Source organism: Actinomyces stomatis, assembly GCF_031292835.1.
Lineage (GTDB): Bacteria > Actinomycetota > Actinomycetes > Actinomycetales > Actinomycetaceae > Actinomyces > Actinomyces stomatis.
This window is the reverse complement of sequence record NZ_JASPEP010000002.1, coordinates 142,710-157,321: the sequence shown is the minus strand read 5'-3', so window position 1 is coordinate 157,321 and position 14,612 is coordinate 142,710. Positions and strand designations below refer to the sequence as shown.

Here is a 14,612-nt window from a genome sequence, read left to right as displayed (position 1 = left end):
GCGGTAACATTAACTTGGTCACAAAAGGGTGTCAACCGTTGTGGCTTGCTGAATGCCCTGAAATGAAGCGAAATAGTGGGTGTGTCGAGGTGTCGGGAGGTGCGGGTCACGGAGGAGTGGCCTGTGGATTGAGGAGGGTTGAGTGAGCGCTGACATGTAGGTTGCCGTTGCCCTTTGCTGGAGACTGCTGCTGGTTGGGGCGTGCACTGGGTGGGGGCAGTGTCGGGTGCTCGGGGGACGGCAGTCGCCCTCCAGGTGGGGCGGTCGTCGAGAACCGCTCACTCGGAGAGGTGGTCGCAGGTGCTAGGCCTTGGTCGTTGACGCCCTGACGACGAGCTGAGGCTTCAGGCAGATGCTGTGGGCAGGGGCGCCCTCGACGAGCTCGTCAGACAGCCTCAGTGAGGCCTGCCCCAGGGCGTCGAAGTCCTGAATCACGCTCGACAGCGACGGAGTCGCCCAACGCGCCAGGGGAATGTCGTCGAAGCCGACGACGGCGACATCGTCGGGTATCCTCACGCCGGCGGCGAGAAGCTCGTGGCACAGCCCCAGGGCGATGTCATCGTTGGCGGCGAAGACGGCGTCGGGCAGGCCGCTATCGAGCAGACGTCTGGCGACCTTGGCCCCTGCTTCTCCTGTCCAGGCGTCCGTGCCCACCCAGCGGCCGGGAACTCCGGCCTGCGCGCAGACCGACTCGTAGGCGGCCAGGCGCTCCGAGGCATCCTGCCAGGAGAGGTCTCCGGTGACATGCAGCAGGCGGCTGCGTCCCTGAGCCAGAAGGTGCTCCGTTGCCAGCCTGGCTCCCAGGGCCTGGTCGATGGAGACGGTGGACAGCTCGGAGAACTCGTGCTGACCCGAGATGATGGCCACGACCGGACCGCGGTCGCGTTGAGACGAGAGGACGGCCAGGACGTCGGCGCGTTGGGCGAGGACCACGACGGTCGTGACGCGGTGGCCGTGCAGGTGGGCGAGTGCCTCCTTGACCGACTCCGGCGCGTGGCCGTCAGCGGTGGCCAGGACGAATGTGTCCCCCCGCTCGCGCACCGCCCTGGCGATCGCGGAGAAGATGGAGGCCATCCCGTGCGACAGTCCGGCGGTCAGCAGAATTCCCACGCCCCCGGAGGAGCCCGAGGCCAATGAGCGGGCGGCGAGGTTCGGCTCGTAACCCAGTGCCTGGACGGCCGCCAGAACCTTCTGACGCGTCTCGGGACGAACCGACGGGTGGTTGTTGAGCACGCGGGAGACGGTCTGAGCCGAGACTCCGACTGCCTCGGCCACGTCACTAAGGGTCACGCGTGTGGACACAAGGGAAATATACCAGCGCCACCACAGGGATCCGGGACGCCAGGCGCACAGCGGGGCGCTGCGACGGCCTGCTGCCGCCGGAGGTGCGGCGCGCGTCCCGCACAGCGGCAGGCCCAGCCAGTAGCGTGACCGTATGAGCCTGGCCGTTTACCCCGGAAGCTTCGATCCCCTCACCCTGGGGCACGTCGACATCGCCGTCCGCGCGACCACGCTCTTCGACGTCGTCGTCATCGGGATCGCCCACAACGCCGCCAAGGCCGGGCGCCACCTGCTCGACGTCCACGAACGCCTCCGCCTGACCAAGGAGGCCACCTCCCACCTGCCCGGCATCGAGGTGGACATCGTTCCCGGGCTCCTGGCCGACTACTGCAGCCGGCGCGGCGCGAACGCCATCATCAAGGGCCTGCGCAACGGCAGTGACCTGGACGCCGAATTGCCCATGGCGCTGCTCAACCGCGACCTGGGGGCGCCCGAGACGGTCTTCCTGCCGGCTTCTGCCGTACACGCGCACATCTCCTCCTCCCTCGTCAAGGACGTCGCCGGCTACGGCCGGGACGTCTCCGCCCTCGTCCCGCCCGCCGTCGCCCACGCCCTGGAGGCCCGGCTGACCGAGGCCCCCAGGTCAGCGGCCCGCGACGGCGTCGAACCAGGACTCGTCCCACCCGGGACCCCGCCAAGCCGCTTCGTCGGCGCCGACCACACTCGAGAGGACCTACCGTGACGACCAGCCGCGATGCCGGAGACGACCTGCTGCGCATCCTCGATGAGCTCGACGACCTCATCACTCATGCCCGCTCCATGCCGATGAGCGCCTCCGCAATCGTCAACCGGGAGGCCGCACAGCACCTCATCGATCGGGCTCGTGACGCGGTCCCGACCGCCGTCCGCCGCGCTGAGAAGATCGTCGCCGATGCCGATGCCGTCCTGGCTGAGGGACGGGCCGAGTCCGAACGGCTCGTCCAGTACGCCCAGGAGGAGTCCGAGCGCCTCGTGGCGGGGGAGAACATCGTGCGCATGGCCAACGACCGGGCCGACAGCATCGTGGCCGCAGCGGAGGACAAGGCCGCCTCACTGCGTCACGGGGCCGATGAGTACTCCGACCGGGCCCTGGCCTCCCTGGAGGCCGAGGTCGCCAAGGTCGCCGAGCAGATCCGCGCCGGTCGGGAGGTCCTGGCCGGTCGTCTGGGAGACGGCGCGGGCCAATCGGTGGAGATCCAGGAGCCCGTCCGCCGCCGCTCGGCCTGGTCCGTGGACCCCTCCGCCCACTGAACCATTGGCGTCGCAGCCCCACCGGGTACGCTCACGCCAGACACCTCGTCCATCACCTCGCCCACCAGTCACCCAGCACCGTGGACATCACGTGGACACCACGTGATACCGCTCGGGCCCTCGGTCATCGCTGGATGCGGCGCGGTCAACCCGCTGTGGAGGAACCCATGTCAGGACTCGTCGTCGATATCGTCGACCTGCCCCGAGCCGCCGGCTCGGTCAAGAACCTGCAGATCCGTACCCCCGCCCCCGCCGACCTGGGGACCGAGGTCATCGGCGTGCCCGAGGGAAGCGACCTCGCCCTCGACGTCACCCTGACCTCCATGGACGACGGCGTCCTGGCACACGCCGACGCCGACCTGCACGTCCACGGCGAGTGCGTACGCTGCCTGCGCGACCTCGACGAGGACCGCAGCGTGAGGATCGACGAGCTCTATCTCTTCCCGGAGGTCATCCAGGCCCAGCGGGCCGAAGGCGATGAGGAGGCCGAGGACCTCCTGGCCGTGGGGGAGACCACCCTGGATCTCGAACCGGCGCTGCGCGACGCCCTGGTGCCCACGCTGCCCTTCCAGCCCCTGTGCCGTCCCGACTGCCCCGGGCTGTGCCCCGACTGCGGGAAGCGGCTCGAGGACCTGCCCGCCGACCACCACCATGAGGTCCTCGATCCGCGTTGGTCGGCGCTGGCCGGCCTACTGGATGCCGGGACCGGGCAGGAGAGCGACCCGGACGCACCCACGAGTGGGCAGGAGCGGGCCTGATGGCCAAGCGCCGCAGCGCCCCACCCGCGCGCACTGACACCGAGGCCCTCGTCTACCGCTGGGGTCCCAGCATTGACGGTGAGCTCCTCGACCTGGCTCTGACCCACCGCTCCTACGCCCATGAGAACGGCGGCCTGCCCACCAACGAGCGTCTGGAGTTCCTGGGTGACTCCGTCCTGGGGATCATCGTCACCGAGTACCTCTACCGTACCCACCCGGAGGTCCCCGAGGGTCAGCTCGCCAAGATGCGCGCCGCCACCGTCTCCGAGCCGGCACTGGCCGCCGTCGCTCGTGACCTGGGACTGGGGGAGTTCATCAAGCTCGGCAAGGGTGAGGCGCTCTCGGGTGGACGGGACAAGGACTCCATCCTGTCCGACACGGTCGAGGCCCTCATCGGTGCCACCTACCTCACTGACGGGCTGGAGGAGACCCGCACAGTCGTCACCCGTCTCGTCTCACGCTTCCTGGACTCGGCCCGAACCCGCGGTGCGGGTCTGGACTGGAAGACGAGCCTCCAGGAGCTCACCGCAGCCCACCAGCTCGGCAACCCCGCCTACGAGGTGGCCGGTACCGGCCCCGACCACCAGCGGGTCTTCACCGCCAACGCCATCGTCGACGGCGAGGTGCTGGGACAGGGGACGGGAAGCTCGAAGAAGGTTGCCGAGCACGACGCCGCCGAGGCCGCCTACGCAGCCATCCTCGCCGCCCGGGGTGACGGCGGGCTGGACCTGCCCGGTGTCAACGAGGCCCTGCGCGCTGACCTGCTCACGCGGCAGGCCTCCCAGAAGAGCTGATGCCCGAGCTTCCCGAGGTCGAGGTGGTGCGCGCCGGCCTCGCCCGGCACGTGACCGGACGCACCGTGACCCGCGTCGAGGTCCTCGATCCTCGTCCTCTGCGCCGCCAGGACGGTGGTGCCCAGGCCTTCGTCGACCAGCTCACCGGGCGCACCCTCACCGCGGCTGTCCGCCGGGGGAAGTTCCTGTGGCTGACCCTGGACGACGGACGCGCCCTGTCCGCCCACCTGGGCATGAGCGGACAGCTGCTCGTGCGCGGCACCACCCCGACCGCTCGTGACGCCGCCCCGGAGCCGGCCAGTGCCGCGGCCTTCCTGGCCGACACGGACACCCGCCCCGGCGGGCGTCCGGTGGACCTGAGCGCCACCGAGCAGCCCCGCTATGTGCGGGACATCTCCACCTCTGCCCGCCACCTGCGAGTCCGTCTCCATCTGAGCGCCGGCACCGGTGGGGCGGTGCTCGACCTGGTCGACCAGCGCATGCTCGGCGGCCTGCACGTCGTCGACCTGACCCCCACCTCCGACGGCGCTCCCGGCGGGGTGGGAGACCCGCAACCGCTGCTGCCCGCCGACGCCACCCATATCGCCCGCGACCTGCTCGACCCGGCCCTGGAACTGAGCGGCCCCACCGGCGTCGTCGCCCGGGCACGCTCCTCGAGGCGCGCCATCAAGACCCTGCTGCTCGACCAGGGGCTCGTCTCGGGCATCGGCAACATCTACGCGGATGAGGGCCTGTGGGAGGCCGGGGTGCACGGCCTGCGCCCGGGAACGGGGCTCGGTCCACGGGTGGTGGCCAGGATTCTTGAGTCCACCGCAGAGGTCATGCGGCGAGCACTGGAGGTTGGCGGTACGAGCTTCGACGCCCTCTACGTCGATGTCGAGGGCGCCGCCGGATTCTTCGCCCGAGAGCTCGGCGCCTACGGGCGTCAGGGCCTGGGATGCCGCCGCTGCGGAGCCACCATGCAGCGTGAGGCTCTGGGAGGGCGTTCACACACCTACTGCCCCCGCTGCCAGCCCCGTCCGCGCCGGCGCCGGTAGGTAGCCGCCGGTGCGCACCAGGGAGCCTCCACAACAGCAACGCCATAGCGTCGCCAGGAGTGTGACGTAGGTTTCCAGCCCCTGGTAATGTCATGACTATGGCACACACCCCCTCCTCGGAGATCGTCCGCGTCATGATCGTGGACGACCACGAGATCGTCCGTCGCGGCATCGCCGAGATCATTGACCGCGCCGATGGGCTCGACGTCGTCGCCGAGGCGGGCTCTCGGGCCGAGGCAGTGCGCCGGGCCGAGCTGGTCCGCCCCGACGTCATCCTCGTGGACCTCCAGCTGCCTGACGGCACCGGCATCGAGCTCATGCAGGAGCTGCGAGACTCCGTGCCCCAGGCCCTGCCGATCGTGCTGACCTCCTTCGATGACGACGAGGCCCTGGCCGAGGCCCTGGCGGCAGGTGCTCGGGCCTATCTGCTCAAGACGGTCCACGGCGCCGAGATCAGCGACGTCGTGCGGGCCGTCGCCTCCGGGCGCATCCTGCTCGACGAGCGCACCGTGACGCGCCGCCGGGCGGACCACGACGACCCCACCGCCGACCTGACCAACGCCGAGCGCAAGGTGCTCGACCTCATCGGTGACGGCCTGTCCAACCGGGAGATCGGTGAGCGGCTCGGAGTCGCAGAGAAGACGGTCAAGAACCACATCACCTCCCTGCTGGCAAAGATGGGTCTACAGCGACGCACCCAGGTCGCCGCCTGGGTCGCCGGCCAGCGCGCCTCGGGTTGGCGCAACAGCTGACGGACACTCCTGACGCGGGAACCCGCCGCAGCGGGCTCAGCGCCCCCGACCGTCCTCGTTCAACGGCACCCGCCAGGTGAAGCAGGTGCCTCGTCGCTCACCGTCGGAGCGGGCCCTCGGGCCGATGGCGAAGCTGCCACCGTGGCGACGGGCCCGTTCGGCCATGTTGGCCGTGCCCGAGCGTCGCGTCACCGAGGGATTCACCCCGACACCGTCGTCACGGCAGACGATCTCCACCACCGGGCTGCCCCGGAAGGGCTCGGCGTCTCCCGATGCGTGGCCCTCATCGTCCCCCGGACCGCAGCAGCGCTCCGAGCCCGGCTGCACCCCCTCGATCTTGACGTCGACCGTTACCGAGGAGGCGTGGGCGTGACGGGCCACGTTACTCAGTCCCTCACGCACGACGGCCACCATGTCGTCGGCGATATCCGGTTCTACGACGGCGTCGACCGAGGCGATGAGTCGGTCCTCCTCGTCGCGGTCCACCTGGGCCAGGCCCCGGCCGTCGACGCTCAGCAGCAGCGAGGGGGCGTAGCCCAGGGCGTTACGGGCCAGGGAGGCCTCGCGCCGCAGCCGCTCCACCACACCGACCTCCTCGTCGCGATCGCGCAGGGAGCGCACGATGGAACGGATCTGGCCCACGGAGTCGTCCACCGCCTCCAGAGCGGTGCTCAGGACGGAGCACACCGTCTCCAGATCCGCCTGTGTGCTGGAGGCCAGCCGCTCCCGGGCCGCGGAGATCTGCATGCCGGTGGCGAAGAGCTGCTGGATGGCCAGGTCGTGCAGATCCCGGCCGATCCTGGCCCGCTCATCGAGCAGGGTGGCCATCTCCTCAGCATGCTGGGCGTCGGCCAGCTCGAAGGCCATCGTGGCCTGCCCCGCCACGAGCTCGGCGATCTCCAGGTCCTGGGCAGTGAACGGCGCCGCCCCCGGGGAGCGCAGCAGCAGCATGACACCCACGCCCCGCCCCCGGTGGATCATGGGGGCGTAGAGGGCCGGGCCGAACTGGGCCAGCTGGGGGACCAGAAGATCGCCGTCGCTCCAGGCGTCCTCGAGGGAGTCCACGACCAGACCGGTCTGATGGGCCAGGGTGGTCAGGGCTCGACCCTCGGGTGGGAAGAAGGTGCCGATCAGCTCCTTGGCGTGCTCGCCGTCGGCGATCTCGCAGATCCAGCGCTTCCCGATGCTGGGCAGGATGAGGGCGGCCGTGTCGGCGTGAGCAACCTGGCGGACGCGGTGAGCGATGAGCGTCAACGCGTCGTCCTCCTCGGCGCCGGAGAGCAGCAGCGTCGTCAGCTCCTGGGAGACGACCATCCATTGCTCGCGGTCGCGGGCCTCGCGGTACAAACGGGCGTTCTCCACGGCGACGGCTGCGGCCTGGGCCAGGGTCAGCACGGCGTCGGCATCCGACCGGGTGAAGCCCCCGGGCTTGTCGCACAGGTAAAGATGCCCGTAGACCTGGCCGTGAAGGCGCAGCGGGGCCGATAGCAGGCTGCCGGTCTCCTCACCCTCAATGGCCCCCGTGAAGGCTGAGGTCCTGCCCAGGTCGTTGTCGATCAGCAGTCCGGTGCCCTCGAGCCCGCTGAGCAAGGCCTCGGTGCGGGCGTGCGAAGCGGTGGTGGTATCGGGGGCGCGGGCCATCTGGGCGAGCTCATCGAGGGTCGCCGTGGGCACTCCGCTGCACAGCCCCGTGCCCGAGCCCGCGCGGGAGTGATCGGGCGAGAGCGCCCCGGTCGGATCAACGTCCATGTCCGCGTGGTTGAGCACGGCGATGGTGCCCCAGGAGGCGCCCGTGATGGAACAGGCCGACTCCACCAGACGGCGCAGCGCGTCGGGGACCCGCAGGGAGCTGGTGAGTCTCAGGGCCGCCTGGATGAGGGCGACTGTCGCCTCGTCCAGGCTCGGTTGAAGGGCCGACGCCTGGCGGCCACGGGTGGAGACGAGCTGGTCGGCGTGGACGGCGTAGGCCAGACGCCCCGCTGCGGCGGTCTCCTCCGAAGGAGGCGCCACCGCCTCCTCACTCCTCGGTGCGGAAGCGTCGAGCTCCTCCGACGCGTCCTCGGGCATACCGGGAAACCCAAGGCCGTCGGGGAAGGCATCTGCTGCGTACTGCGGGTCGTGTGTCGTCATCGTGCTCAGCTCGTCCAGCTCATACCGGATACGTGGTCCTGCTGCCTGTCCTGATCCTCCTGGGAGAGCGACCACCGGTAGGTCTCGGAGACGTCCTGGAGCTCACGGTGGCTGCCTCGGTGCAGGATAGTCGCCGGCACCTGCTCGCCGGAGGCCTGCGGCCGGTGTCCCATGACGAGGACCTCGTCGGCGTGCCCCAGGGCGCTGAGGCGATGAGTGACCAGGAGAGTGCCGAGGCCCCGGTCACCCGCTGTCAGCAGGTCGGTCACGAGCCGGTCCGCAGTGGCGGCATCAAGATGCTCACCGGGCTCGTCCAGCAGCATCAGAGGGGCTGGAGCCGCCAGGGCCCGGGCCAGAAGGAGCCGACGCCGCTCCCCACCCGACAGCGTCGTGGCATCCGTGCCGATGACGGTCTCAACCCCCTCAGGAAGGGCCTCGAGCCAGTCCCCGAGGCCGGCCCGCCTCAGCAGTGCGCCGGCCTCGGAGGGGGTGATGTCCCCCCGCGCCACGCGCAGGTTCTCCAGGACGCTGGTGTGGAAGACGTGCGCGTCCTCCGCGGTCAGGCACACCCTGGCCGCCACCTCGGAGCGCGCGGCCTGCCACGGGGGGACGCCGTCGAGCGTCAGCGTGCCGCCCCGAGGCTCCAGCAGTCCCGCCAGCGTGGCCAGCAGCGTCGACTTGCCGATCCCCGACGGCCCCACGATCGCCACCCGGTGACCGACCCTCAGATCCAGGTCGATGCCCTCGGCCACAACCGGACCGCCCGGCCAGCCCACCGCCAGGCCCCTCGCCCTGAGACACGGGCCCTGGGCGCAGGGCTCGGGCAGTTCCCGAGGCGCACAGGACGGCGTGTCACCGGTGCCGGTACTGGCCTCAGCCGCCTCGATGAGCTCCACGATGCGGCAGGCGGCACCGGCCGACCTCACCAGCTGCACGCTGGCCGGGCCGAGCGCGGAGACAGCCTCGAAGGCCGCCAGCGGAACCAGGACGATGACTGCCAACCAGACGGGGGCCAGCCGCCCGGCGGACACGGCGCTCACCCCGACGACCAGGTTGCCCACGACCGCGATCCCCATGGCTGCCGCGTCCACGGCCGCCGCGATCGCGGCCGGCACCGCGGCCCGGTCCCGCAGACGGCTCAGGCTCTCCTCCCGGGAGGCGACCTGGCGCATCGAGCCGGCCAGACGCCCGCTGACGGTCAGCTCAGGCGCCCCCTCCAGGACCGCCAGGACCTCCGCGGACAGCTCGGTGGCCTGCCTCTGGCGGGCCTGCTCGGCGATTCTTGCGGAGCGGATAGTGGCCAGCGGGGCCACCAGTCCCGACAGCAGCAGGCAGGCCAGCAGGATGAGGCCCGCCGGCCAGTAGACCATGGCGACGCCGAGACAGGTGACCGCCCCCAGGACGGCTGCGACCGCCGCAGGCAGGTAGGCGCGCACGATGAGGTCCCCGACCGCGTCGATGTCGCTACCCACTCGGGCCAGGACATCGCCGCGGCGAAGTCCCGCAACCGTGTCCGTGCGGGCCGAGGCCAGAGACACGTAGAGGCGGGTACGCAGAGCACCCATGCCCCTCAAAGCGGTGTCGTGGGAGACGAGCCGCTCGCAGTAGCGCAGCACGGAGCGCGAGATGCCGAAGAGCCGCACCGCCACCGGCGCCACCCCCAGCGCGACGACGTCGGGCATCTGGGAGGCCCGTGCGATGAGCCAGGCCGCCACCCCCGACAGGGCCACGGCCGAGGCCATGGCCGCGGTGCCGGCGAGTACGGCCAGGGCGAAGCGTGATCGGTCCAGGTTCAGCAGACCCACCGCCCGACGCAGAGAGCGTCGCTCATCGGCGGACAGTGCGGGGGAGAGGGCAGACGTCGTCGGGCTCGTGGGGCTCACCTGGTTCGCAGCACTCACAAGGCCTCCTTCTGCGACGCCGCTGCCTCACGGATGGGTGCCCGGTCAGGTGAGGCACCTGCCGGTGACGTCGGTGCCACCGGTTCGCTCGTCACGGCAATGGTCTGCTCGGCCAGGGCCATGAGCGCGGGGCGATGCGCGATGACCACCACCGTGCGCCCCGAGGCGTGCAGCGCACGGACTCCGGCGAGGACATGGGCCTCACTGGCGGCGTCGAGGTGCGCCGTCGGCTCGTCCATGACCACCAGAGGTGCCGTTGAGCACAGGGCCCTGGTCAGGGCAAGACGCTGACGCTGCCCCACGGACAATCCGACTCCAGCGCTGCCCACCCTGGTCTGCCACCCCTGTGGCAGGCCCTCCACCACCTCATCGAAGCCGGTGGCCCGGGCCGCCTTGACCAGCACGTCGGGCACGGGCCCTGCTGTGGAGGCGTCCGGCTCGGCACGATCCAGGACGTTGTCCAGCACAGTGCCCGGGGTGATGGTGGGGCGCTGGGGCACCCAGGCGATCTGCTCCCACCAGGTGGCCGGATCGATCTCGGCGAGGTCGACGGCGCCGCCGGGATCACCGCCGTCGGGCACGACCCTCACCCGCCCCCGGTCGGGGGGCAGCAGACCGAGGAGGACCAGAGTCGTCGTGGTCTTACCCGCACCCGACGGACCGGTCAGCGCCACCAGGCTGCCGGGAGGGATCGTGGCACTGAGGCCAGCGGGGGCCCACGCGCCCCGGGAGGCGACCGACACCGCATCGAGCTCGATCGTCGATGAACGCAGGTCGGGGGCCGGCAGGTCGCCGTGCTCGGGCACCGGGGTCTGAAGAACCTCGAAGACCGCGTTCGCCGCCGCCACCCCGTTGGCCGAGGCATGGAACTGGAAACCCACCTGCCGTAGCGGCTGATAGACCTCAGGGGCCACCATGAGGACGAGCAGACCGGTGAACAGATCCATGCGTCCTGCCACGAGCCGGAACCCGATCTGGACGGCGATGATCGCCACCGACAACGTCGTGATGAACTCCAGGACCGCTCCCGACAGGAAGGCGACCCGCAAGGTCGACATGGTGGTGCGCCGGTAGGAGCGACTCAGGGAACGCACCTGCTCAGCCGGCCCCTGCTCGCGCCCGAGCGCCTTGAGGGTGGGCAGCCCCGAGATGAGATCAAGCACCTGATCACCCAGGATCTGCATGGTCTTGAGACGCTCCTGGGACACGGACTGGGTCATTCTCCCGATGAGAATCATGAAGATCGGGATGAGGGGCAGGGTGCACGCCACGGCCACTGCGGCCGACCAGTCCTGAGTGAGGAGAACCAGCGCTGTGGCCGGTGTCACCGTGGAGGCCAGCACCAGCTGGGGCAGGTAGCGGGTGAAGTAGGGCTCGAGGTCGTCCAGCGCGCGAGTCAGAAGAGTGGCGGTCTGCGTCCCGTGAAGCGCCTGCCACCGGGGGCCCAACCGGGAAGCGTGCTCCAGAACCAACCGACGCAGCTCAACGATCGTCTCCGTGGCGGACCGGTGGGCATGAATCTCCTGGAGCAGGACCACCAGTGCCCTGGCCGCCATGACCCCGCCCAGAGCCACCACGAGCGTCCTGACGGCCGACGGCCCTGTCCCCTCGGAGATGACCGATGAGACCGCACTCGAGATGAGGAAGGCCTGAACCACTACCAGCACGGCGGTCACCATTCCGGTGACAGCGGTGGCGGCGATGTATCGGCGGGCGGAGCGGGCGTAACGCATCAGCCGGGGATCGAGGGGCTTCACCTGCTCAAGGATAAGGGAGTAGGTCCAAGGGCCTGGAACCCCCGGCCGATGCGTCGAGCCGTCGGTCAGTACCCGAAGTGCGCCTCGGGCTGGGCGGAGTCGCGCACCAGCGTGGGGTGCAGGCCGCCCTGGTCGGGGTCGATGCTCTCGACGCTGATGCGTGAGGCGAAGACCTTGTAGCTCCAGATCGTGTAGGCCAGGACCCCGGGCACGAACACGGCCGCGGCGACGGTCATGATGAGCAGGGTCGTGTCGGAGCTCGCGGCCTGCTGGATCGTCAGCGAGTAGGCCGGGTCCACTGACGAGCGCATGACATTGGGGGCCATCGCGGCGAAGATGAAGACGACGGCGAAGGCGATTCCCACGAAGTGCAGGGCGAAGGCCCGTCCTTCGCTCCCGGTGCGTCCCATGAGCAGGGAGCCGATGAGCCCGGCAGCGGCGATGACCAACGGAATCCAGGACAGGGCGCTGTTGGAGTAGGCCAGCTGTGCCCACAGGGCCCAGGCGGCGGTGACCGCAGTGGCCGCGGGAGCGAGCCGGCGCGACATCTGCAGCGCTCGTTGCGACAGATCACCAGTGGTCTTGAGGGCTACGAAGAGTGCGCCGTGGTTGAGGAAGAGCAGGCAGGTGACGGCGCCACCCAGCAGGGTGAAGGGAGTCACCATGGTGAGCAGGCCTCCGGTGATCTGGTGGGCGGCGCCGGCCACCAGGGAGTCAGCCGGTACCTGGTCGGCCGGGACGGCGGCGCCGTTGGAGATCTGGACGACCTCGATGTGCATGCCCTGAACCAGGTTCGCGAAGGCCACGCCCCACAGGATGGAGGGCAGCCAGGCGCTGATCGTGTGGACCCAGTCCCAGCGGTCGCGCCAGGTCTGGCAGTTGACCTTGGGACGCCACTCGATGGCGCAGACACGCACGATGAGGCACAGCAGAATGATGAACAGGACGATGTAGGCCCCGGAGAACAGGGTGGAGTACCACTCGGGGAAGGCGGCGAAGGTCGCCCCGCCGGCGGTCAGCAGCCACACCTCGTTACCGTCCCAGTGGGGACCGATGGTGGCCAGCGTCGCACGCCGTTCGCGCTCATCGCGGCCCAGGATCTTCAGGATCATGCCGACGCCGAAGTCGAATCCCTCCAGGGTGAGGTAGCCGATCCACAGGACGGCGATGAGGATGAACCAGAGGATGCTCAGTGTCATGGGTTTTCTACCTTCCTCGGTTCAGTAGGCGAAGGACAGGGCCGGGGCGGCCTCGGAGGAGTCAACGGAGTCGTCGTCGCCGGCGTCCGTGTCCTTGCTGTCCTGGTCCGTCTGCTTGGACGTCCCGGTCTTGTCCGGCACCGGGGTGCGCACCCCTTCACGGATGTACCGGCGCAGCAGCACGAACCAGACCACTCCGAGCGCGGCGTACAGCAGGGTGAAGATGACCATTGAGGCCAGCACCGTGCCCGAGGAGACCACGGAGGAGACGCCGTCGGCCGTGAGCATGTAGACCTGGGAGACCGGATCGGACAGGTTGGGGACGATGACCCAGGGCTGACGGCCCATCTCACGGAAGATCCAGCCGAAGGAGCAGGCGATGAACGGCAGCCACATGGTGGCCAGCGCCGCCTTGCCCAGAATCGGACGGGAGATGAGCCTGTCGGAGCGGGTCAGCCACAGGGCCAGGACCCCCAGTCCCATCGAGGCCATGCCCAGTCCGATCATGAGGCGGAAGGACCAGAAGTTGACCATGACGTTGGGGCTGTAGTCGACGGAGTTGCCGCGTGCATCGGTGGTGCCGTAGTGCTTCGCGTAGGTGTCGCCGGACTCCTTGAGTCCGGTGAGCTCGGCGTTGAAGTCATTGGTGGCCATGAAGGAGTAGACACCGGGAACCGAGATGAATCGGACCATGCCGTCCTCATTCTTGCAGTCCCCGAAGGCGGCCACGGTGAAGGGGGCTCCGGCCTCGGTGTGGCACAGGCCCTCGGCGGCGGCCATCTTGGCCGGCTGGTACTCGGCGACCAGCTGACCCTGCATGTGGCCGGTACCGGCGGTGACCAGGCCCGCGGCCACCATGGTGATGGCGCCGAAGCGGGCGACCCGCCGCCACAGCTCACGGGCCTCGAAGTCCTGCTTCGCACGGGCGGCCTTGACCATCCACCACACGGAGACGCCCATGACGACGGCGGCGGCCACCAGCAGGGCTGAGGAAATGACGTGCAGCACGGTGGCCCACACCAGCTCATTGGACAGGAGCTTGAGGAAACCGCTCACGCCGTCGAGCTCGGCGCGCCCCGTCTTGGGGTTGACGACGGCGCCCACCGGGTGCTGCATCCAGGAGTTGGCGGTGAGGATGAAGAAGGCGGAGAAGTTCGTGCCGGCGGCCACGGCCCACATGCACAGGTTGTGCAGTCTGGGGGACAGACGGTCCCATCCGAAGATCCACAGGCCCAGGAAGACGGACTCCATGAAGAAGGCCAGCAGGGCCTCGAAGGCGAGGGGGGCGCCGAAGATGTTGCCGACGAACCTCGAGTACTCCGACCAGTTCATGCCGAACTGGAACTCCTGAACGATGCCGGTGGCCACACCCAGCGCGAAGTTGATCAGCAGAATCTTGCCGAAGAACTTGGTGGCCACCAGCCACTGCTTGTTGCCGGTCCTGCGCCACAGCGTCTCCATGAGAGCCACCAGCGGGGACAGCCCGATGGTCAGCGGAACCAGAATGAAGTGGTAGACGGTCGTGATACCGAACTGCCAGCGCGCCAGATCCAGAGAGTCCAGCGCCATAGGAGAGATGGCCATCCGTGCCACCTTTCGAGATGACGATGAGATCGATAAGAGGTTCTGCAGAGCGTCCTACAGGTCAATAAGGGTATTATAGAGCATCTGTGACACGATGTCGTGAAACGTATGGGATTCGAAGGTGTTGCG

Annotated in this window: 12 protein-coding genes; 6 read left to right on the top strand and 6 right to left on the bottom strand. The window is 69.5% G+C overall.

All coding sequences use genetic code 11. The features are described from left to right. Positions 1-303: 303 nt before the first annotated feature. Entirely contained in the window at positions 304-1,302 is a 999-nt protein-coding gene (locus RIV12_RS01965; protein WP_075419035.1) for a LacI family DNA-binding transcriptional regulator, read from the bottom strand. Between the two features lie 133 nt (positions 1,303-1,435). Here RIV12_RS01965 and coaD point away from each other — a divergent pair, with 133 nt between their 5' ends. The 6 genes from coaD (at position 1,436) to RIV12_RS01935 (ending at position 5,912) form a co-directional block, all read left to right on the top strand. Continuing rightward, a complete protein-coding gene (gene coaD / locus RIV12_RS01960) occupies positions 1,436-2,023 on the top strand; it encodes a pantetheine-phosphate adenylyltransferase (RefSeq protein WP_309321841.1) in 588 nt (195 codons plus the stop codon). Further along, entirely contained in the window at positions 2,020-2,571 is a 552-nt protein-coding gene (locus tag RIV12_RS01955) for an ATP synthase subunit B family protein (RefSeq protein ID WP_075419037.1), read from the top strand. Before coaD ends, RIV12_RS01955 begins: the two co-directional genes overlap by 4 nt. A 167-nt stretch (positions 2,572-2,738) precedes the next feature. Next, positions 2,739-3,329 carry a YceD family protein gene (locus RIV12_RS01950; protein ID WP_075419038.1) on the top strand — a complete coding sequence of 197 codons (591 nt, stop codon included), beginning with the start codon at positions 2,739-2,741 and terminating at the stop codon, positions 3,327-3,329. Beyond that, positions 3,329-4,123 (top strand): ribonuclease III, encoded by a 795-nt coding sequence (gene rnc / locus RIV12_RS01945; RefSeq protein ID WP_075419039.1) that lies wholly within the window; start codon positions 3,329-3,331, stop codon positions 4,121-4,123. The genes RIV12_RS01950 and rnc overlap by 1 nt, the downstream gene beginning before the upstream one ends. Beyond that, complete coding sequence (gene mutM / locus RIV12_RS01940) at positions 4,123-5,160, top strand: bifunctional DNA-formamidopyrimidine glycosylase/DNA-(apurinic or apyrimidinic site) lyase (protein WP_075419040.1); 1,038 nt, start codon at positions 4,123-4,125, stop codon at positions 5,158-5,160. The genes rnc and mutM overlap by 1 nt, the downstream gene beginning before the upstream one ends. Before the next feature lie 92 nt (positions 5,161-5,252). Beyond that, positions 5,253-5,912, top strand: a complete 660-nt coding sequence (locus tag RIV12_RS01935) for a response regulator (protein ID WP_075419041.1) — start codon at positions 5,253-5,255, stop codon at positions 5,910-5,912. A 36-nt stretch (positions 5,913-5,948) separates the two neighbouring features. Here the strand turns inward: RIV12_RS01935 and RIV12_RS01930 are convergent, their stop codons facing one another. The 5 genes from RIV12_RS01930 to RIV12_RS01910 form a co-directional block, all read right to left on the bottom strand. Continuing rightward, positions 5,949-8,042 carry a GAF domain-containing sensor histidine kinase gene (locus RIV12_RS01930; protein WP_075419042.1) on the bottom strand — a complete coding sequence of 698 codons (2,094 nt, stop codon included), beginning with the start codon at positions 8,040-8,042 and terminating at the stop codon, positions 5,949-5,951. Positions 8,043-8,047: 5 nt separating this feature from the next. Beyond that, entirely contained in the window at positions 8,048-9,943 is a 1,896-nt protein-coding gene (gene cydC / locus RIV12_RS01925) for a thiol reductant ABC exporter subunit CydC (protein WP_309321838.1), read from the bottom strand. Then, entirely contained in the window at positions 9,940-11,700 is a 1,761-nt protein-coding gene (cydD, locus tag RIV12_RS01920; protein ID WP_309321836.1) for a thiol reductant ABC exporter subunit CydD, read from the bottom strand. The genes cydC and cydD overlap by 4 nt, the downstream gene beginning before the upstream one ends. A gap of 65 nt (positions 11,701-11,765) precedes the next feature. Beyond that, positions 11,766-12,899, bottom strand: a complete 1,134-nt coding sequence (gene cydB, locus RIV12_RS01915; protein WP_309321834.1) for a cytochrome d ubiquinol oxidase subunit II — start codon at positions 12,897-12,899, stop codon at positions 11,766-11,768. Positions 12,900-12,920: 21 nt separating this feature from the next. Further along, complete coding sequence (locus RIV12_RS01910; protein ID WP_309321833.1) at positions 12,921-14,483, bottom strand: cytochrome ubiquinol oxidase subunit I; 1,563 nt, start codon at positions 14,481-14,483, stop codon at positions 12,921-12,923. Positions 14,484-14,612: the final 129 nt, after the last annotated feature.